At 64.4% G+C, this 20,684-nt stretch carries 20 protein-coding genes; 1 reads left to right on the forward strand and 19 read right to left on the reverse strand.

What is annotated here, in order from left to right; genetic code table 11:
* Positions 1 to 24: 24 nt before the first annotated feature.
* The 5 genes from RM2_RS07090 to RM2_RS07110 form a co-directional block, all read right to left on the reverse strand.
* Positions 25 to 969, reverse strand: coding sequence for a Ppx/GppA phosphatase family protein (locus tag RM2_RS07090; protein ID WP_072688113.1), 945 nt, complete (start codon positions 967 to 969; stop codon positions 25 to 27).
* Positions 966 to 1,520, reverse strand: a complete 555-nt coding sequence (locus tag RM2_RS07095; protein ID WP_072688114.1) for a DUF501 domain-containing protein — start codon at positions 1,518 to 1,520, stop codon at positions 966 to 968. The genes RM2_RS07090 and RM2_RS07095 overlap by 4 nt, the downstream gene beginning before the upstream one ends.
* Positions 1,517 to 2,227 (reverse strand): FtsB family cell division protein, encoded by a 711-nt coding sequence (locus tag RM2_RS07100; RefSeq protein ID WP_072688115.1) that lies wholly within the window; start codon positions 2,225 to 2,227, stop codon positions 1,517 to 1,519. The genes RM2_RS07095 and RM2_RS07100 overlap by 4 nt, the downstream gene beginning before the upstream one ends.
* Positions 2,228 to 2,252: 25 nt before the next feature.
* The gene (eno, locus tag RM2_RS07105; protein WP_072688116.1) at positions 2,253 to 3,539 is read right to left on the reverse strand and encodes a phosphopyruvate hydratase; all 1,287 of its coding nucleotides are present in this window, start codon (positions 3,537 to 3,539) and stop codon (positions 2,253 to 2,255) included.
* Positions 3,540 to 3,732: 193 nt separating this feature from the next.
* The gene (locus RM2_RS07110; RefSeq protein ID WP_084721666.1) at positions 3,733 to 4,518 is read right to left on the reverse strand and encodes a lytic transglycosylase domain-containing protein; all 786 of its coding nucleotides are present in this window, start codon (positions 4,516 to 4,518) and stop codon (positions 3,733 to 3,735) included.
* Positions 4,519 to 4,628: 110 nt separating this feature from the next.
* Between RM2_RS07110 and efeB the strand changes: the two genes are divergently transcribed.
* Entirely contained in the window at positions 4,629 to 5,909 is a 1,281-nt protein-coding gene (gene efeB / locus RM2_RS07115) for an iron uptake transporter deferrochelatase/peroxidase subunit (RefSeq protein ID WP_072688117.1), read from the forward strand.
* Positions 5,910 to 5,950: 41 nt separating this feature from the next.
* Here efeB and RM2_RS25080 read toward each other — a convergent pair whose 3' ends face one another.
* The 14 genes from RM2_RS25080 to RM2_RS07175 form a co-directional block, all read right to left on the reverse strand.
* Positions 5,951 to 6,112, reverse strand: a complete 162-nt coding sequence (locus tag RM2_RS25080; protein ID WP_245813766.1) for a zinc ribbon domain-containing protein — start codon at positions 6,110 to 6,112, stop codon at positions 5,951 to 5,953.
* A gap of 9 nt (positions 6,113 to 6,121) precedes the next feature.
* Complete coding sequence (locus tag RM2_RS25085) at positions 6,122 to 6,799, reverse strand: RNA-guided endonuclease TnpB family protein (protein ID WP_245813756.1); 678 nt, start codon at positions 6,797 to 6,799, stop codon at positions 6,122 to 6,124.
* 7 nt (positions 6,800 to 6,806) lie between these two features.
* Positions 6,807 to 7,109, reverse strand: coding sequence for a hypothetical protein (locus RM2_RS25090; protein WP_245813758.1), 303 nt, complete (start codon positions 7,107 to 7,109; stop codon positions 6,807 to 6,809).
* A 402-nt stretch (positions 7,110 to 7,511) separates the two neighbouring features.
* Positions 7,512 to 8,336, reverse strand: a complete 825-nt coding sequence (locus tag RM2_RS07125; protein WP_072688118.1) for a glycoside hydrolase family 16 protein — start codon at positions 8,334 to 8,336, stop codon at positions 7,512 to 7,514.
* A gap of 57 nt (positions 8,337 to 8,393) precedes the next feature.
* A complete protein-coding gene (locus RM2_RS07130; RefSeq protein ID WP_072688119.1) occupies positions 8,394 to 10,499 on the reverse strand; it encodes a hypothetical protein in 2,106 nt (701 codons plus the stop codon).
* The gene (locus RM2_RS07135) at positions 10,492 to 11,328 is read right to left on the reverse strand and encodes a glycoside hydrolase family 16 protein (protein ID WP_072688120.1); all 837 of its coding nucleotides are present in this window, start codon (positions 11,326 to 11,328) and stop codon (positions 10,492 to 10,494) included. Before RM2_RS07135 ends, RM2_RS07130 begins: the two co-directional genes overlap by 8 nt.
* Positions 11,321 to 11,992 carry a DUF998 domain-containing protein gene (locus tag RM2_RS07140; protein ID WP_072688121.1) on the reverse strand — a complete coding sequence of 224 codons (672 nt, stop codon included), beginning with the start codon at positions 11,990 to 11,992 and terminating at the stop codon, positions 11,321 to 11,323. Before RM2_RS07140 ends, RM2_RS07135 begins: the two co-directional genes overlap by 8 nt.
* Positions 11,993 to 11,994: 2 nt before the next feature.
* On the reverse strand, positions 11,995 to 13,257 hold the full coding sequence (locus tag RM2_RS07145; protein ID WP_245813759.1) for a hypothetical protein: 1,263 nt from the start codon (positions 13,255 to 13,257) through the stop codon (positions 11,995 to 11,997).
* Positions 13,244 to 14,617 carry a lipopolysaccharide biosynthesis protein gene (locus RM2_RS07150; RefSeq protein ID WP_072688122.1) on the reverse strand — a complete coding sequence of 458 codons (1,374 nt, stop codon included), beginning with the start codon at positions 14,615 to 14,617 and terminating at the stop codon, positions 13,244 to 13,246. Before RM2_RS07150 ends, RM2_RS07145 begins: the two co-directional genes overlap by 14 nt.
* 2 nt (positions 14,618 to 14,619) lie before the next feature.
* Positions 14,620 to 16,419, reverse strand: a complete 1,800-nt coding sequence (locus tag RM2_RS07155; RefSeq protein WP_072688123.1) for a serine aminopeptidase domain-containing protein — start codon at positions 16,417 to 16,419, stop codon at positions 14,620 to 14,622.
* The gene (locus RM2_RS07160; RefSeq protein ID WP_072688124.1) at positions 16,403 to 17,713 is read right to left on the reverse strand and encodes a glycosyltransferase family 2 protein; all 1,311 of its coding nucleotides are present in this window, start codon (positions 17,711 to 17,713) and stop codon (positions 16,403 to 16,405) included. The genes RM2_RS07155 and RM2_RS07160 overlap by 17 nt, the downstream gene beginning before the upstream one ends.
* Positions 17,710 to 18,660: a glycosyltransferase family 2 protein gene (locus RM2_RS07165; protein ID WP_072688125.1), complete on the reverse strand. Its 951-nt coding sequence runs from the start codon at positions 18,658 to 18,660 to the stop codon at positions 17,710 to 17,712. The genes RM2_RS07160 and RM2_RS07165 overlap by 4 nt, the downstream gene beginning before the upstream one ends.
* Before the next feature lie 6 nt (positions 18,661 to 18,666).
* Entirely contained in the window at positions 18,667 to 19,530 is an 864-nt protein-coding gene (locus RM2_RS07170; protein WP_084721667.1) for a glycosyltransferase family 2 protein, read from the reverse strand.
* A gap of 284 nt (positions 19,531 to 19,814) precedes the next feature.
* Positions 19,815 to 20,681 (reverse strand): nucleoside triphosphate pyrophosphohydrolase, encoded by an 867-nt coding sequence (locus RM2_RS07175; protein WP_072688126.1) that lies wholly within the window; start codon positions 20,679 to 20,681, stop codon positions 19,815 to 19,817.
* Positions 20,682 to 20,684 lie beyond the last annotated feature (3 nt).

Below are 20,684 nucleotides of genomic sequence, written 5' to 3' on the forward strand. Positions count from 1 at the left end.
ACAATAGCTCAGCCGATCGACGGCTCAGCCGATGGACAATGCGATTCCGTCGAGTATGTCGTGCTCGCTCACGACGAGGTGATCGATGCCGGCCTTCTTCTCCAACGCCTCGGCCAATGCCAGAGTCACGATGGCACCGCCGCCGATCACGTCGGCCCGTCCCGGGTGCATTGGTCCGAGCGCCGCCCGGTCGGTGTGAGCCATCGCGATCAGAGATTCACAGACCTCCCGCAACCGTGGGAACGCGATGCGGGAGAGATGCACCTGCTCGGCGTCGTACTCCGGCAACCCCAAGCCGAGAGCTGCGATCGTGGTCATCGTTCCGGCAACCCCCACCCAGGTGTGGGCCTGCTCGACCGGAACCCGGGCGAAGGCCTCGTCCAGGCGATCCTGAGCGAACGCGCGAGCCTCTTCGATCTGGACTCGCGTGGGCGGGTCGTCGTGGAGGCAACGTTCGGTGATTCGTACGCAGCCGATGTCGGTGGAGAACGCTGCGTGGACGCCAGATTCGTCGCCCAGGACAACCTCCGTGGAGCCGCCGCCGAGGTCGACGACGACGAACGGGCCCTGCGCCGCATCCAGTTCGCCGACAGCGCCAGTGAACGACAACCGCGCTTCCTCGTCGCCGGTGATCACCTCGGCTCCGGCTCCTACGATCACCGCCCCCAGCACGTCCCGAGTCATCGAGAAGAAATCCTCCCGGTTGGATGCGTCGCGAGTAGCGGACGTGGCAACCATACGGACCGCGGTGGCGCCGGCTTCTGCGATCATCCCGGCATACTCACTCAGCGCGATTCGCGTGCGCTCGATCGCCTCGGGCGCCAAACGCCCGGTGGCGTCCACTCCCTGCCCGAGCCGGACCACGCACATCTCACGGCGCACGTCATGCAATGCGCCGTGATCGTCCACGTCGGCGATGAGCAGTCGAAGGGAGTTGGTGCCGCAGTCGACGGCAGCTACCCGGGTCACTGTTCGGCGCTCTCGGTGTCGTCGATGCCCGGCCAATCGGAGCGAATCGCTGTGCCCCTCAACTTCCCTCCCGCCGCCGAGGCAGCGAGGGCCACCGACTCGTCGCCCAGCGGATTGATACCCGGGCCCTTCGCGAGCGAATGAGCCATCAGCACGTGCAGGCATTTGACGCGCTCGGGCATGCCTCCACCGGTGAAGTCCGTCCCGAGAGGCTCGATGGCATCGCGCTCGGCAAGATACAACTCGTGGGCACGCAGATACGCGGCTGCGAGTTCAGGATTCTGCGCAAGGCGTTCGGTCATCTCCCGCATCACACCCGCAGACTCCTGCCTGCTGGCCTCCGCGGTCAGCCGCGGGTCCGTGAGGTAGTACAACGTCGGAAACGGTGTGCCGTCAGGAAGTTTGGGCGCAGTCTTCACCACGCCGGGTCTGCCGTCGGGACTTCGATAGGCGATCTCGAGCACCCCACGTGGTTCACGGCCCAACTGGGCCGCGACAGCGTCGAGGTCTTCCTGCTGCACGGGGCTGGACTGGTCGGACAAAGTGGTCACCCGGTGGGTTCTCCTGGTTCTGGCGGTACGGGCGGAGGCGCCTCTGGTGGCGCCGGGGACGGCTGCACTTCCGGTGCGGCCGGGGGTTCTGAAATGGTGTTCCACAGATCGGAGTACCAGGGGCCCGCCGTCTCGGGATCCTTCTCCTCCGGCTTCGGCGGCTCCTTGTAGTCGCCGGGGAGTTGCACCTGGAACGGTGTGTCTCCGGGGTTGACCCACCGGAGCCGACCGCGAGCCTCCGCGGCTATGTAGGCCGGATCGGAGTAGCGCTCCTCGAGAATCTGCAGGTCGTTCAGGTCTTCTTCGAGTTGAACCCGTTCCGCCGCAAGACGGTCCGCTTCCCCACGCTGGGTGAGGTAAGTACGCAGTGGAACCGCGAGCGTGAGGGCGAGGAGCAGCACGACTACCACGAGGATCAGTGCCTGGCTGGTCGACAACCCGAGAATCGTGTGCGCAGGTCGCGAACTGCGCGCCGCCCCGGTCGTACCCAACCGTCTCTGATGGGCACGACCGGAAAGCACCTTGCCGGTGTCGGCGACAGCATCCTGCTTGCCGTCGGCCTGTCCCGTCGACGTCGACGTGGTGGTACGGGAACGGCGACCACCGGGTGCACCGTCCGCACGACGTCCACGAGCCCGTTCACCACGCCCAGACCCGCGGCCACCCGGACTGGCTCCGGACGGCCGCGGCCTACCGCGCTGTGCCACCTACCCCACACCCCTACGTCGACCGTCAGCCTTCGAACGCGAACCGAGGGAAGGCGACCTCGCCTGCGTAGCGGGCGGCGTCGCCCAGGTTCTCCTCGATACGCAGAAGCTGGTTGTACTTCGCCACGCGCTCGCTGCGCGCCGGCGCACCGGTCTTGATCTGACCACTGCCCACCGCCACCGCGAGGTCAGCGATGGTGGTGTCCTCGGTCTCGCCGGAGCGGTGGCTCATCATGGTCTTGTAGCCGTTGCGGTGCGCGAGATCGACGGCGTCGAGGGTCTCGGTCAGAGTGCCGATCTGGTTGACCTTCACCAGTAGCGCGTTGGCGGCACCCTTGACGATGCCCTCCTCCAAACGCTCCGGATTGGTGACGAAGAGGTCGTCGCCGACGATCTGGATCTTGCTGCCGATCTGATCGGTCAGGGCGACCCAGCCGTCCCAGTCGTCCTCGTCCAGCGGGTCCTCGATGGATACGAGCGGGTACGCGTCGATCAGTTCAGAGTAGAAATCCGCCATCTGCGCGGGCGTTCGATCCGAACCCTCGAACTTGTAGCCGGTGCCCTTGGTGTAGAACTCGGTGGCAGCGACGTCCAGTGCGAGCGCCACATCGGTTCCCAGGACCAGGCCGGTCTTACCGATGGCCAAGCTGATCAGGTCGAGGGCTTCCCTCGTGCCCGCGACGTCCGGAGCGAAGCCGCCTTCGTCGCCGAGCCCGGTGGCCAGGCCCTTCTCCTTCAGCACGGCCTTGAGGGCGTGGTAGACCTCGGTACCCCAGCGCAGCGACTCCCTGAAGGTGACGGCGCCGATGGGGGCCACCATGAATTCCTGGACGTCGACACCCGTGTCGGCATGTGCGCCACCGTTGAGGATGTTCATCATCGGGACGGGCAGCACGTGTGCGTTGGGGCCACCGATGTATCGGAAGAGGTCGAGACCGGACGACTCGGCGGCGGCACGTGCCACAGCCAGAGAGGCTCCCAGCAGTGCGTTTGCGCCGAGACGCGACTTATCCGGGGTGCCGTCGGCATCCAACAGTGCCTGGTCGACGGTACGCTGCTCCGCGGCGTCGATACCGATGATCGCCGGAGCAACCTCGCTCAGGACGGCCTCGACCGCCTTCTCGACCCCCTTGCCGCCGTAACGGTCGCCACCATCACGCAACTCGACGGCCTCGTGCTCACCGGTGGATGCGCCCGACGGAACCGCCGCACGAGCGAAACTTCCGTCGTCGAGCAGAACCTCGACTTCCACCGTGGGGTTGCCACGGGAGTCGAGGATCTCACGGGCTCCGACCTGCTCAATGATGGACACTGGCTGATTCTCCTTTTATGGGCTTCGCACTGACCGGTCCGATAGTGCCAGGACACCAGATCGTGCCTGCAAACAGCGTAACGGCACTCCGAAACCGGCGCGGGATGGCACGCCCCGCCGAGGGCGATCGACCAGAGTCTCGTTCGGGTTCCCATCCGCTGGATCTGACCGTGATGACAGGATCGCGGAAGGATTACGGCCGAACACCCACGGAATACGCCGAAGCCCGATCGCGGACCAACGAGAGGTACTCGCCGGACAGGTTGTAGGCCAGCAGAGCCAACTGCCACCCTTCCGGCGTCGTCAAGTCACCACCGCGAGCGCACAGATACCGGGCGGCGGTCAGCGACGCGTCGTCGATGTTGTCGGGGTCGGCCACCCCGTCACCATTCGCATCCACACCCCATATCTTCCACGTCTCCGGGATGAACTGGAGCGGTCCCATGGCGCGGTCGTACTCGGTGTCGCCGTCCATAGTCCCGCCGTCCGTGTCGGGAATCTCCGCGACACCCGGCCTTCCGTCGAGAGGTATGCCCCGAATCTTCGGGGTCACTTGCCCGTCAGACCCGACCGTCGATCCCCCGAAAGTGCCGTGACCACTTTCCACACTGGCGATTCCGGCGATCGTCGTCCACCCGATTCCGCATGCCGGGTTGGTCTCCGCCATTACCGCTGCGGCGTAGCCGTAAGCCTCGAGGGCCGTGATTCCGATACCGATCGACCCCGCAAACCCGGCGGCCCAATCCTGCAGCTGGTCTGCCGATCGTCCCGGTGCGTTGATGTCGATCGGCGGGATGGTCACACCCGGCCCGGGAGGGATGCCGTCGGGCACGGCGATCCGTGGCTGCCGGTCCAGCGAGCACGCACCACCGGCGAGAACCACGACAATGGCTCCGGAGAGGAAAGCCAACAGCGACCGCGGCCGTCGGGAACTACGCATCGGACGCGGGGGGTATCGGGGCACCTCTCCATCATCCATACCGGGTCACGTTTTCGACACGAGAGACGGCCCACACGCGGTGCCGGTCACAACGAGGAAACAGTCCGCGGGTGACGAAATGCACAATGCCCGCTGAGGCTTGCATAGTCATGACAGATTCGGCCGGTTCGACCGAAGCCCCCACCCCGATCGACAAGCGTTGGGGGATGTCCCGACGGCGACTGTTCGGCGCCGTCGGGGCCGGCGCCGACCTCGCCGGCACCTGTGCGCTCGTCGGGCGTGCCACCGCCCCTGAGTCGTCCTCCACACAAGCCGACGTCGTCGCCTTCCGCGGCGAGCATCAGGCCGGCATCGTGACGCCCGCGCAGGACCGGATGCATTTCGTCGCGTTCGACGTCACCACGGACTCCCGCGCTGACCTCGAGGCATTGCTGAGGCAGTGGACCGAGATGGCCGAGCGGATGACGGTCGGCGCGGAGGCCACCCCCAACGGCGCCGTCGGCGAGGGCACCTACGCTCCTCCGAGTGACACCGGTGAAGCGCTGGGGCTGGCGGCGTCGCAGATGACCCTCACGATCGGGTTCGGCCCGTCCCTGTTCCACGACCGCTTCGGGTTGGCGTCCAAGAAACCTGTGGCGCTCGAGGAGCTTCCGCATTTCCCTGCCGACAACCTCGACCCGGCACGCAGCGGTGGCGACATCGCTATCCAGGCGTGCGCCAACGACCCACAGGTGGCGGTGCACGCGATCCGCAACCTGGCCCGCGTCGCCTTCGGAACGGCCTCGGTGCGGTGGTCACAACTAGGTTTCGGCCGGACATCGTCGACGTCTACGACCCAGGACACGCCCCGAAACCTGTTCGGGTTCACGGGCGGAACCAACAACATCAAGGCAGAGGAACCCGGCGTCCTCGACGACCACGCGTGGGTGGACCCGGGCGACGACCAGGAGTGGATGGGCGGCGGCGCTTACCTCGTGTCGAGGCGCATTCGCATGCTCATAGAACAGTGGGACCGCATCGCTCTCGGCGAGCAGGAAAACGTGATCGGACGGTTCAAGGGCAGCGGCGCACCACTGAGCGGAAACACGGAGTTCGACGAACTCGACCTCGATTCCAAGAAGGTGCACGACCCGGTGATTCCTGTCGACGCCCATGTCCGACTGGCGTCCGCGCAGGAACTCGGCGGCATCCAGATTCTGCGTCGCGGTTACAACTTCACCGACGGCTCAGACGGTTTCGGCCACCTCGATGCCGGACTCTTCTTCATCGCCTACTGTCGCAACCCGCAGGAACAGTTCGTGCCGATGCAGCTAAACCTGGCGCGGCACGACGGGCTGAACGAATACATTCAGCACGTCGGTTCCGCCCTCTTCGCCTGCCCACCGGGCCTCGCCGAAGGCGAGTACTGGGGTCAAGGCCTCTTCTCCTAGGATTAACGGTTCCCCACGGCTGAAGCCGGGGGATTCCAAGCTCAAACCGCACACACAACCAACCCGGAGGAAGGCCGCACATGTCTGACGTCGTCAACACAAGTGTGGCCCCGTTCTGCCACAGCCAGGATCACCCTGGCAGCGTTCCAATCCCTACCCGCAGTAAACCCACAGGTCTCGCATCGGAAAGTTCGTTCCGGCAGTTCGAGTCGCTACTTGGCTCTCGCGAAGCAACTCGAACACGTCATCGTCGTATACGCCGGCCGCACCAACACCACCCTCCGGCCGACCCGCCTGCCACGCTCGATCAACTCCCGTTTCGCCGCACCCACCGCAGCATCCGCCGCCTTGCGGGCCATCGTGGACTTCGCCAGGAAGGTGGGTTTGAAGTCTTCGACGGCAATCAAGTCGTGGTTGTCGACGACCCGTTTCGCCCACACCCGAGAGTCGTGCCGAGTCTGCCGGGCAGTCTTCTTCTGCAGCGTCGCGGCCGCACGCCTGTCCCGCACGTATCCGCCGGTTTGGGGGCCGCGTTTCCCGTTGTGCCGTCTCGCCATCTTCCGTTGCGCCTTGGCCAACTCGGCGGCGCACCGCCGCCGATACCCCAGATACGGCAGGTCGTAGGCGCTGTCGGTGGTGGTGGCGGTGGTCGACACACCCCAATCGATACCGAGACCGCTGTCCGGGTCCGCGTCGGGGGCCGGTTCGGTGTCGCGCCGCACCACGAAGGAGGCATACCAGTGCCCGAGGCTGTCCTGATACACCCGGACACTGGTCGGGTCGGACGGCAGCCCGCGGGACCACACCACCGGGATGGTGACACCCTTCGGCAACACCAGACGCCGCTCACGGATGCAGAATCCGCGGGTGGTATACCCGAGTGACGGCAAAGTCTTCCTACGGGCATTGAACGCTGGCCCTCGGCCACTCCTTCACCGTGAAGGAGTGGCCGAGGGCCAGCCCGTAGGTGCGCAACACCTGTTGTTGGGCGACCTGGGAACCGTCCCGGAGCCATGCGTTCCTGCCGCGGGCGACGGTGAGCAGTGTGCACAGCTTCGCGAACGTCGGCTTCCGTCCGGACTGGTGTTGGTGGACGGCTTCGTTCCACAGGAACCGGCAACGATGCCATTCGCCCTGCAGTGCGCTCACGGCTTGCACACCGGGGCGCAACCGGCAGGTGTAGCGCACGACCTCGGTCACAGGAAGCACAATACCGCACCGCGCGCACCACTATCGTCCACTCCCACAAAAGATTTCACCACAAACGAAGGTTCCGAAAACATGCCCCGAGAAACGTATAACGGCCCTTACCTCCCCGCGGCTGAAGCCGGGGGCTTCTCGGGCGGAATTCGGTGATTCCCGGATCGCCAAGTCGAGCGCACCGTAGGCCCACGGATCCCTGCATGGAATCCGCGGCTACCGCTTCAGTATCTTTCGGATCAACCCGGGAAACGGGCGGCGGAACCGCGGACATTCGCACAGCGAGCAGGACGTGCCCCTGCGGTAGTGCTCGTGAGCAGTGAACTGGTGGCCGCAACGGCACTCGGAAGTCGATACGGCCATGCACCCAATTCTAGGCATACCGAAATTCGACTGTCGAAGTCACCGAGAGAATCTCACCCATTCGACGAGCATGGGGGCGGGAAAGCGCGTCGTCGAGTCGACCGGGCCGGGCCAGTCGCCGCCCACCGCCACGTTCAGCAGAAGATGCGCGGGGGCGTCGAATACCCAACCCTCCATGGGCCTCAGATCTGCGGCGCTGAACGTACCGACGATGTTCCCATCGATGCCCACCGAGATCCGGCCGGGCTCTTTGATCAGGGCATAGTCGTGGAATCCTGCGCTGAGGTTCGTGCCGATCGAACCGTCCATCGAGCGTTTCCATCGAGCTCCGATAGCGGTCGGACCGTGTACACCTGCCGAGTAGCGGGAACCGTCACCGACCACCTCGAGGATGTCGATCTCACCACAGGCCGGCCAGCCGACGCGGTCGATGTTGTTCCCGAGCGTCCAGAACGCGGGATGTAGTCCCGCACCGGACGGCACCTGGATACGCGCCTCGACCAGGCCGTAGGTGAAATCGAACTTTCCCCGCGTCACAAGACGAGCTGAGGTGAATCCGCCACCGCTGCGTCGCGCTTCGACGACGAGACGACCGTTGCCGTCGAGTCTGGAATTCTCCCGGGAATCGGTGTAGACCTGCTGCTCGTTGTTGCCCCAGCCCCCGCCACCGAGATCGTAACCCCAGAATCTCGGGTTGGGCGCCGCACCTGCGGGTCCGTCAAACTCGTCGCTGGCGGTCACCGTGTAACCAGGGTAGTTGCTCCCGACCCCAGCATTCTTGGGTGAAGCGACGGCGATGGCAGGGGACAGCGCTACCAAGCACGTCAACGCAATCCCGAGGAAGGCCGAGCGCATCCGCCGCATGAGAAGTACGCTATGTGCCGCGACCCTCGTTCGTGGCGGAATACCCGGCACGAAGGACTAACGGTTTGACCGTAAGTACCCAAAAATTATGCTGTTCTCGTCCTCCGCGTACACCGACCAGTCGGGGCTGGACCGGACCTGTCTCTCGAACTCGTCGACGAATCCATCTGGGAAATAGCCGTAGTACTGGATTGCCGCTCTTCCCTGGGTGTCGAAGATGAGATACGTTTCGCCCTCCCTGTACGCCGCACTTTCGGTAAGCATCTCGATCTTGCGGTCGCGCGCGAAACCCTCGAGAATCTCCGGGGGGAGCGCCAACAACGGAAGATCGAAATTCTTGTCGACGGAGGCGAACTTGACGTAGTCGCCGCTGACCCGCGTCGGGAACCCCGCCGGATCCAGGGTTGCAAAGGTGGCCGGCGCGGTCGCGTTCGCGAGGAGGTCCTTTGCCAACGTCGCCTGGGACGGGTGCTCGACCACGAGCGACCACAGACCGAAATAGCCCTGCAAGCCTGCGAAAGTCGCATACGACATACCGCCGGCGAGTCCGATCGATAGGACGCGTCGGCGCCACCCCGATCGTAATCGGATGATGAGGGCGTCCAGCAGGATCGGGGCGATCAGAATTGCGCACCCCGGCAGCGCGAACAGGTATACCCGGAAGATTGCCTCACCGCCGTAGCTCTGGCCCAAGAGCAACGCGAACGAACTGAATGCCATCACGGTGGCAGTCCAGGCGGGGCGCCCGCTGCGCCACAGAAGGATGGCACAGATCGCCGCGAGCAGGACTATTCCCGCGGAGAGGGAACGGACCACGGTGGAGGTGAAGAGCTTTCCCAACGTTCCCACTGCGGTTACGTTGCTGGTGGCGTTGTCGACGACGTTGAAGCCTGACAGCAGTCCGTAGGGCGCCACGATATCCAGTCTGGGTATCAGATAGGCGATGAGGATCGCGAAGTAGGGAACCGGAAGCCACCACGGACGCAACTTCCGTGTCACCGCCAGTAGTGCTGCAACGCCGAACAACCAGTACGGCGTCAATTGGTGAGTGACGACCAACGCCGCGAAGACGAAGATCGACAGATACGCCGCCGACCGATGCTCCGTCGAGACCACGAGAAGCGCCATGATGCCCAGCGCCATGACCATGGCCACGGCCTGCGGCGAAAAGTAGTCCTGCCCTACCCAATTCACCAACTCCGCCACCATCGCAGCCGTTAACGCGACGCGCACCCCGAAGCCGAGTAGGCGAGAGATCGAGCCGACGAGGACTGCGAGCAGCAGGTGAATCACCGGCGCGAACCAGTGGGCGATCGACATGATGTCCACCGATGTGACATCCCCGAACCACGCGGCCGCAGTGAAGAAGCCCGGCCACTCACTGTAGATGTCGATACCCTTGGGCGGCAATGTCTGGAACTGCTGGATGTAGTCCACGACGCCGATGTGCTTGTACGTCCACCCGTAGATGGGGATCTCGGTGATCAGCGTCGGGGTGACGCGTTCTACCACGATCACGCCGACGATGGCCGCACCCGCGGTAGCGATCCGGTTCTCACGAAGCGCCCAAACGAACGCGCAGACCATGGTGACAGCGCAGATAACCAGGCCGGGACCGCTACCGACGAACAGAAGACCGAACTGCGAATACTCGGTGGAATCGAGACCCCACAGCACGGGCACCCACAGCACCAGTGTCATGGCAACGAGAATCAGTGGCCCGTTCCGACGCGCGTCGTGCCACCACCGTTCCGTCCGCAGCGACGCCAGGACAGTCACCGGACGGGGTAGATCGGTTCCGGTGTCTTGCCACCGATGTCTCAGTGCAGACGCGACGACACCCACGACCATCACCAGCAGCAGTGCAGTGGCCGGCCATCGGTAGAACCATGCCAGGACGGTAGTGGCCGCAGTTACCACCGACAGCCCCATGACGGGAACGGCCGCGAGGGCCGCTACAGTCGGAATGCGCATCCACGTGACGGTGGCGAGACCAGGTCCGCTCAACACGAATACCGTGAGCAGCACCGCGCTCAGCGGAGAGGGAAGCGGCGCAAGCGACATGAGTCCAGCGGCGGAGGCGGCCAGCGCTGCAACATCAAAATACCGACGTAGGTCTGGTGTCTTCGTATCGCCGAGTTCCGGCGTCAGCAGACTACTCACCCGTCACTTCGACCCAGTCGACCAGCATTGTCGCAGGAAACGAGGTGCCCGAATCGACAGGGCCTGGCCAACGTCCGCCGACGGCGACATTCAGTAGCAGAGAGAACGGCTTGTCGAACACCCACTCCTGCCCCGGCGACAAATCGGCTCGCAAGAATTCGCCCGTGACGGAATCGTCGATGCCGACCGTGATCCGGTCTGCGGATTTCTCCACCCAGTAGTTGTGGAAGTCCTCCGACATGTTTCCGGGGCCTTCTGCTTGTACCTCCCACGTCGTGCCATCGGCTGACGGTCCGTGTAAACCGCTGTGATAGAACGGGGCGTCGTTGAGCGTCTCAATCACGTCGATCTCCCCAGACTGCGGCCAGCCCACCCGCTCGAGGTCCGTACCCATCAGCCAGAATGCTGGGTGAAGTCCCTGACCACTCGGCAGCTTGATGCGTGCCTCGGCGCGTCCGTACTGGAATGCGAAACGGTTGAGCGTCACGAGTCGGGCGGACGTATATTCAGCCCCGGCAGAGCGTGCTTCGATGACAAGGTGCCCCTCGCCGTCGAGGCGGGAATTCGCGCGATCGTCGGTGTATACCTGCTGCTCGTCATTTCCCCATCCTCCACCCCCGAGGTCGTACCCCCAGTAGCGAGGATCGGGCCGAGCGCCGGCGGGGCCCGAGAAGTCGTCGAACATGTGCACCGATTCCCCGTTTTCGGAGGCCTGCGCCATTTCACTACCCACGTACCACCCTGCGACCCCTATGCAGGCGAGTGCGATAAACACCAGCAACGTCGAGACGAGGCGACTTGTTCCAGGGCGGTTCAACGATTTACTCACCGGTAACTCCTCCGACCAAGACGACGGACGCGCGCCGAACCGAATGCAACTGCGTCATCAGATGAACGCAGACGATGAACCCGAGGAGGATCGAATAGGCCCCAACTCGCTCGATGCCGCCGGTACCGAGACCGAGATCCCAAGAGTGAGTGAGACTGATGTAGCCGACGAGTCCGAGAACCCCCAGGGCGAGCGCGACGTACGGTGCCGGACCGGACATCTGAGGCTGCACGTGGAATGCCGCGGTCAGCGTGAAGAGACTGCCGAAGAGAACGAACAGTGTCACGCCGAGAGAATGGACATCCCAATGCGTGTTCGCCGGAGTCAGACCGACCACAACTCCACCGATCCCGGCCACCAGCAGGAAAACGGACGGAACGAGCGGATGAAGCCTGTAGGCGCGATACCAGAGAAGAGCGGCGACGACGAACGCAATCCCGACCGTCACGAAAGCTGCATCGATGATCAATGATGTTGCGCTGCAGGGCTCGTTCCCGTCTGCGCCGCAGAATGGGACCCCGAGGTCGCTGATGGAGTTGGCCGAATAGCTGTACTGTCCGCGCCAGGTTCCCGCGACGAGGAACTCGATGACAAAGAACTGCAGTACAGCAAGGGTCAGACTCACTGAAGTCCGGTTCGACGTCTCCACAGCGTGTGCGGGCATGACTAGACAGCCATTCGCGACAGTAGAGCGAAAGGGTCACACAGCGCGTCTTCGATGGCCGCGCGGACGAGTTCGGGATCGAAGACGTTGTCGTGCAGCGATGCCGACACGTCTAGTTCGACGCCGCGGCGCACCGAGGTGAAGACGATGGACGTCGGCTCAGCAGGCTCACTGAGCGCGGTGACGAGGCGCTCGCCTGGCCCGTCGGTCCAGGCGAGATCAGTCAGCATGGCGGCCTCCCCTACGTCGGAGTGCATGAGCCTTGCCCGAGGCGCAGCAGCCACGTGGGTGGCGCGTTCGTGCGCGATGCCCGCGCGGAGTCGCCGGCGGGGCGTGACGGCGCTGAGCGCAAGCGAGGCGAGTGGTCGGCCCGAACTCGTGGCCCGCGAGACGGCAGCGCTCATCTCAGCTCCGTCCGTCGGATCGGTGAGGGAGAATTGCACTCCCGCACAGAAGTTGCCGTTCACGGTCGCGTCCCTCGGCAGGTACCGACGGCAGTCGAACATGACGTTCACCGTGTTGTCGATGCCGAAACCGCGGTTCTGCATCGAGCGCGCGATTGCCGCGAACAGCAACGACGACACCGATGCTGCGGGCAGTTCCTGATCCCGCCAACGACGCAGTTCTGCAGCCGTGCCCGCAACCGCGGAGGCGACGACCACCGCGGGCGAGGCACGCCAGGGCACGACCCCCATCTGCCTGGGCGCGTGCTCCATACTTTGCCGGGATTCGAGGACCCGGGCTACGCGCGCCGGAGACGAACCGAAGGTCCGCGCCAGCGCGCGGACGAGTGGGACCGCGGTGTCACGAGTCTGCGCCCACGTCGGAACCGCCGTCCCTGCATATCCACCGGCAACTGCCCGGAGGAGCGACAACGCGAGTGCGGCGTCACCGAGGCCGTGCGAGATGTCGAGCATCAAGAAGTCTCCTGCGACTGCGACGTTCAGCGGGCGCGTCGAGTCATTCGACCGCGCTAGTCGAGTGAGCAAACGCGGCACCTCTGCCGTAGTACACGGTCCCAGATCCTGAATATCGCCGAGAAAGTCGTGCGGCCGATAGTCCCACCGGCGCGATTGCATCGAAGGGAAGATTCCGACTGGGGTGTGGCGTCCGCCCGCGCGTGCGAGAAGCATGAGCGTGTCCCGGATCTCGCCGGTATCGGGCAGATGGACCGGACCGATCGCGGTGATCATTCGGCTTCCGCTGCCCATCATGTCTCGGGTACTAGCCCTATGCGTGGTCTTGGTCGTCCTACGCGTCGCCATCGGACATCCTCCGTACAGGTGAATGATTCGCATTGTTCTTCGCCGACCGCCGCTCCCGGCTCGAGCGAAGCTCCAGTTGCCGGAGCCAGGAAATGAGCGGGCCCGCCAGGATCACTGCGGTGAGGGTTTCCGCGGCGAGATATGCCCACCCCACGCCTGCTACACCGATCGATGCGCTGAGCACCACGCTTCCGACAATGATGACCGCTGCGGCCAGGCACTGCGTGACGACGGCGAGGGCAAGTCGGCGGTACACCCGCGCAAGACCGCTGTAGACGGCGCCGACGACGGTGAAAGGAACGAATACCGCAGCAAGATGGAGCAGAGGTGTTCCCTCCGCACGGTATTCGTCACCGATGAATCCGAGAGCGATCGGCGCGACGAACGCGAGGCCGACACCGCCGACGACCGCGACCGCGGAAATGGTGCGAACGAAGCGGCGTGACAGGTCCGCGATCTTGTCGGGATGCGCGGCGACCTCAGCGACGAACGGACCCACCATGATGTAGATCATGATGTAGAGGGCACTGACGATCGACCACGTGACGGTGAAATAGGCGTTCGCAGCTGTTCCGACCTTGGTGACCACGATCAGCGGAACGACGAGAGGTGCGATCGCACCGAGAGCCGTGATTCCGTACGAGGAACCGAAATACGCGCCGAGCTCTTTGTTGGACGGGAGAGCAGGCTCCTGCCGGTACCTCGAGTCGGAACGGATACGCAAACCCATCGACACCAGCAGCACGATCACGGCGATTGCTGCGGTGATTCCCCAGGACGCGACGATCGCAAGAGCCGATCCAGTGGCTGCCAGTACGATGACCGCTAGCAATTTGGCCAACGCGTGGAAGACGTTCTTCAGCGCGGCCCATCGGGCCACTCCCAGGCCGGAGACCGTCTGATCCTGTAACGCGAACAGGGCGAGAACGACAACGAACAGCGGGTAGATCGCGATTTCCAGCCGGTTTTCGAAGAGCGTGTCCCGAGGTCCCAGAGCGATGAATCCGACGGCAGCGGCGAGAGCCAGAAGGGCTACGGAGGCGAAACCCTTGACCAACAGCGGTCCTGCCCGATGACCCGCAACAGGAATGAAGCGCTCGAACATGGACCCGAGGCTGAGATTCGACAGGGTCGACAGCATGATCGCCGTCGTGATGAGGGCAGACGCCACGCCCACCTGGTCGGGAGGAAACAATCGCGCCGCCACGCCCCAGAAGACAAGACCGAGCGCACCGGTGACAACACTCGAGATCATCAACGCCAGCGAGTTGAGTTGCAAATTCCGCCCAGCGGAGCGCGGTGGCCGCTCCGCGCGGTGCTCGGCCTGTGTTTGCACCTTCGCTGCTGTCGGATGGGCCATGGCTACCCGACCAACGCAGATCTGGATTCGCCAGGAAATCCGTCGGCACGGTCCTCGGCAAATTCTCCGAGCACGGTCGCGACCACGTCCGGCAGGATCTGCTCCCGCAACGCCGTGCTGTAGAGCGAATGGTCACCGGTTCGGTATGTCACCAGTCGCCCCTTCCAGCCGGCACGTCGGAGTCGGCGGATACTGCGCTCGCCGCTGTTCGCCGTGAAAGACGCGTAGTCACCGGGTGAAAAAAGGAGGGTGGTGCGCACACCACGATCGTTCAGCGGACCCAGCATCAATTCAGGTACCTGCAGCAGACCTGCACGGCCCAACCACATCCAGCCTCGGTACGGCAACCACGACCGCAGATGCTTCTTCGTCTCCGCCGCATTCCGGTGTAGCAGCCCAAGCGCTCGGCCCTTCGGGGATTTCTGGTCGGCACTCACCATCGATTGCTTCACGAATGCCTTGCGGGTGACGGCCCAGTCCGCCATGTTTACCAGGACCACTGCCCGAACCGGTCGCTGGAGTGCGGCGTAGCTCGAATGCCAAGCACCCGAGCACATGCCGGCAAGTACCAGCGAATCGGGCTGCGCCCCGCTGACGGAGATGACCTCGACGGCATCGGCGCGGGATTCATCCGTGTACGTCGTGGTGCATTCGCCGTACGGTACGACGCCGGTGTCGCCGGTCCCGCGGCGATCGAAGCGCACACTGACGATGCCGTGGGCCGCCAGTTCACGCGCTGCCTCGACCCACAACCTGACCGGTCCGACACGGTGCTCGTTGGCAGTGCCGTGGAAGATGACGGTGGGCGTCGCGCTTGCGCCGATCACCTGCGAGTCCGGTACGGCCGCGACAGACGTGCAGATGGTGAAGAGTTCCGATGCGCCCGCAAAACCCAGTGTCTCGACCATCTGGCGGCCGTCGGCGGTCCGATCCACCGCGGCTGTGGTGCAGATATCGAGATCGGCATCGATGAGGCTGTCACCGAAGGACGAAGCCATCCAAGCCGCGATCCGGTCGATGTCGTCGAATGGTGTTTGGACCATGAAATCCTGCGGCTCGAGAAACAGTTCGTGATCGCGGACGATCAATTCGTCGCAATTCCAGGTTGCGACAGATTCACTCGTCACTTTGGAATCGGACTCGCTCTGCCGCAACGCCATAAGGACTCGCGCGCCCGGGGGCGGGATCGCCGATTGCAGGCTCATCGCGGACAGTCCCGCTGCCGCAGCAGGCGCGAGTACCGTACCGATGAGGGTGACCCGAGGGTCGTCCTCGGCCTCGGCTCCGGCGACCATTTGGCGGAGCACGGTCTGCTTGCGCACGTAGGCGCGGCCGCGCTGCACCGGATCCCACAGCGCCAGAGCGCGCACCGGACCACACGTCGCCGCAACCTGCGCGGCCAGCAGGGCACCGACGCGGAGGCCGACGAGTCCGATATCGGTAATGCCGCACTTGCGCACGTAGCCGACAGCCGTCCGGATACTGTCGAGCCACCCGGCGACCGCGTCGGGGTCGTCCTGGTTCCCGGCAGAATCACCGGTGCCGCGGTAATCGAACCGCAGCACCAGCAAGCCATGGGACCGCAAGCGCTCGGCGAGATACACCAATCCGCGGTACGCATCGACCTGTTCCTTACCGATCGGCGGGCACAGTACTACCGCACCACGGCATTTCCTTTCTGCGGGCAGGTCAACGACACCGAACAGCGGTGTGTCTTCAGCCCCGAACCAGGTCGCGAACCTCGTGCCGTCGGAGCGTCCGCCACGAGAAGTGTTGCAGCCGATGTCAGGACGCAAAGTCATGCGCCACCCCTCTCATAGGTGCCGGGTCTCGGCCCTCCCGTCGCGCCTTCAGGTACGCATACGGGCCACGCACCATCGACCGAAGTTCGGTCGCACCGATTCCCGCGGGGAGTTCGCCGGCCAGACCGCTCGGAGGTGCTGCCGAGTGAGACATCTTCCTTGACAGACTAAAAAACGTCGGCGCCTTCGTCACCGCGAGGCGTAGTGCGAGCCACCTCGTGTGGGGGTTCAGAGCAATCTTGGCCAGCCAGGCACCGAGACCGAGTCCGTATCCGCGTGCTTGGACGGCGAGCGCGTCGTTGTCCGCTCGGTGCCGATGCCACACCACCGCAGACGGCCGGTAGACCAATTGCCGGCCGGAGTGGAGTACGCGAAAAAACATGTCGAGATCTTCTCCGCCGTCGGTGGGGGCTCCGGCCCCGAGTGCCTCGTCGAAACCGCCGAGGTCGAATACGACCCGCCGGTCGACGGCGAAATTCGCGCCGGTGCCATAGATGCCGACCTGGAACGGAAAGAGCGGAACGTCAGCCGGCGGGTCCGCAAGATCGAACAACCGCGGAACGCAGGAACTCGCCCATCCCACGCGCTGATCGAAGTACGATTGTGCGGGCGTTCGAATCTCACCGCTCGGAACGATCCCGCACACGCACCCCACCGCATCGCCGATGCGAAATCCGGCCACGAGTTCGGTGAGCCAGTGAGGGTCAACCACGACGTCGTCATCGGTAAAGGCGACGATCTCCGTTTTCGCCGCTGCGATTCCCGCGTTGCGCGCCCGGGACAGTCCTGGCCTGGCCTCCGTGACGACCCGCACCCTCGGGTCGCCGAGTTCGGCCACGTACCGCAGTGTCGCATCCGTACGCGGGGCGTTGTCGACCACGATCACCTCGTAGTCGGGGTGGTCGAGCATCAGGATCGATGCGAGCGCGACCTTCAGACTCTCCAACCGGTCGCGGGTGCACACCACCACAGTTACGGTTGGGTCGATTCCGGCTTCTGCACAGGCAGGGTCGGAAACCGTGGCCGTGAGCAGACCGGCTACTTCACGTCGCAACTCTGCAGTGTCGATCTGTCCGCCTTCGATTCCCAGTTCGACGAACCCCAGAACCATGCGCTCTTGTCGAACCAGAAACCGGGCGCGCCGGTACCCCTCGGCCCGTTCGAGGTAATATTCGGCATTCTCCGGGGCAGGGAGGTGTAGTGCGCCTACCCAAACAGCCCCGTTCCAAGTGGGGGCCTCTTCGCTCGCGAGCGCTGGGACGAGGGGGATCCGGCGATCGAGCGCTCCGGTCATGCCAGCACCCTCTTCCCTCGGAGACCGGCCAGTCCGCGGGCGTAGCCAGCGAGGGTCACCGCCAGCCCGGCGATCACCACACCGGCGCGGACCAGCCCTCCGTTTCGTGGGGATGCAACCCCTGCGGCGACCGCCCGCGGGAGCACGCGCACCGTGTACGTGCGTTCGCTGTTGAGCGCGTCGCGGGCCCCCACGAGGCGGGAAACCAGCGCTTTCGACACGCCCTCGTGGAAGCATCGGGAGAGGAAATAGCGGAACTTGGTTCGGTCGTCAGTGACGCGGTGCGCTACCTTCATCGCGGGGTCGAACAGTAGCCGCGAGGTGGGCTCATTTGCCCGGATCCGGATGCACAGTTCGGTTTCCTCGCACCCCGCAGGTGTCCTACCGACCCGACCGATTCCGTCGTTGAAACCGTCCACGGCATCGAAGACCGATCGCCGCAGAGACATGTTGCAGCCGATGAAATTCCGGACCGGAGCGATCCGTGTCGGCTGACCGACATAGCTGCAGCCGACGACCCAGTCGAATTCTGCGGGCATCCACACTGGGCGAACGTCCGGCCATACCGGAGTCGCGTATCCCCCGACCCCAACGACGTCGGGATCGGCGTAGTGAGTGGCAGACACGCGGTACCAATCAGGCTCCGCGCGCGCATCGTCGTCGAGGAAGGCGACTATGTCACCACGTGCGGCGCGGACGCCGGTATTGCGGGCGCCCGACAGACCCGGCGCGTCGGTATTGCGCAGCACCGCGACACGGGGTTCGCCCGCGAAGTGCAGATCTGCCCGACTAAACAGTTCGTCGGAATGATCCACCACCAGAATAACTTCGAGCACCGGCAAGCTCTGCTTGAGAACCGAGTCGGCCGCCGCACACAGATCACTCCACCGTTCGGTGGTGTAGGCGCAGATGACGACGGAACAAGATACGAGTGTGGACACTGTCATCACTACTCAGATCTGCCGTGCGGTAGCCGTTGCAGCGTCAGCAACGGTGATGGCTCCGCCGGTTGTCGCGGCGACGCGCTGTTCGCTCCTGATAGTGCGCAGCACGCGAAACCCATCCCGGACTGCGTTGAGGTTGCTCTCGCCGTGAATGCGATCCTTCTCGAAACTCGGCACCTCGGCGATCTGCAGGCCCGCGTTGGCGACCCGGACGTTGATGAGAGTCTCGATCTCGAATCCGTCACCCCACTGCGACTCGGGCTCGTCGATCGCTGGTAGTGACATCACCGGTACGTGTCGGCGCCAGAAAGCGTTGTAGCCGTAGCACAGGTCGCTGAACTTCGAGCCGAACTTGAGATTGACGAGCGTATTCAACGCCTTGTTTCCCAGTTTGCGACCAAACGTGATGTCCGAGCTTCCACCGCCGTTGGCGAATCGGGTTCCCTTCGCGAAGTCCGCACCTGCCACAAGGGCGTCGACGAACAGCGGGATCTCGGCCGGGTCGGTGGAACCGTCGGCGTCGATCATCACGATGATGTCGGAAGTCGCGGCCGAGAAACCACAAACCAGCGCATTCCCTTTACCCGTTCGGGTCTGCGTCACGAATGTGGCGTACGGCCAGAGACTCTTGGCCACCTCAACCGTCTTGTCCACCGAATGCCCGTCCACGAACACGATCTCATCGATGCCGGCAGGCATGCGCGCCGCGACGTGCGGGAGGTTCTTGGCTTCGTTCATGGCCGGCACGATGACGGTGACCGTCGGTCGCCGAGTGCGGTCTCCGTCGCAGCGCAGGTGGTAGTCGCCGTTGGTGCCCTCGACCCGGGCCGTACTGTTGGAGAGGTCCAGGCGATCGGGCGAGTGCAAACTCATATGGCCGTCCTTTCTTCCCTGGGCCGAATCGGTCCGTCTGCATCACAGTCAGCCCATTCGAGCACCAGTCATCCCCACGTCGGGAGCGACGTCTTCACAATGTTCAGCGTGCAAAGACCAGCGGAGATCCCGCGGTCTAGAAGCCTCCCCCCGCTGCAGCCGTCGGACTTCACTACGAGACAAAAGGTATATCGAATGCGGCCATTTTCTGGTCTGCAACACGGAGAAATCCTGGATGAGTTACATTTCAACCAACGACGGTGGATGTGCGAATCAGCCTGGCCTCACGAAGGCCAGTAGTCGGCCCAGTCTGCCTCTCGGAGCACGGATTTCCCTTGTTCTCGAGCGGAATTTTCGGCCGCCCTGATTCGCGCAATGAACGCGCGCGTGGTGGCACGCAGCGCCGCCTCGGCCTCGGCCTCCACCAATAGTCCGGCCTCCAGTTCGACCGGCACCAACTCCGGCGGCAGGCCGGCCTTGTTCGCACGGGCCACTACCTTGGCCGCGAGGGACGCAGCCGGCTGACTCGCCGCTATACCGTCGAGGCACGAACTCCGCGCCTTCTCTGCGGCCTTACGGATCTCCCACGCCCGCTCCTGCTCGGCGATGTCGATCGGCCCGACGACATCCTCACCGAGGTGAGGACTGCGGTTCGCAAGTTTCGCGACCAGTGTCGCAGTCACGTCGTCGACGTCGAATGTGCCGGCCGCCGCCGCGATGCGCGAATGGAACAGTACCTGCAGCAGCAGGTCACCCAACTCTTCCCGGAGATCATCGGAGTCGGCGGACTCGATGGCGTCGAGTACTTCGTAAGTCTCCTCTACGAGGTAGTGCGACAGGGTGCGGTGTGTCTGCGTGACTTCCCAACCGCCGTAACTCCATAACCTGTCCATGACGTCGACTGCCTCGACAAGATTGTCGCCGGGAACTTTCGGTGCCGCGATGACCCGGGCCCCCGCCGCGGCCAGCGCGTGAAGGGCAGGATGGTCGGGATCGGTAGTGACCAGGACCTTCGCTCCGGGCGCCGAGGTCAGCAACCGCCGCACCTGCTCGGGCACCTCTGCGGTGAACTCCACACCGTCACCGATGACCCCGACGGCCTCCATCGGGATCATCGTCGGGCGCAGAGGATCGAGCAGAACCACCGTCATCGA

The sequence above is a fragment of the Rhodococcus marinonascens NBRC 14363 genome (assembly GCF_001894885.1).
Lineage (GTDB): Bacteria > Actinomycetota > Actinomycetes > Mycobacteriales > Mycobacteriaceae > Rhodococcus_F > Rhodococcus_F marinonascens.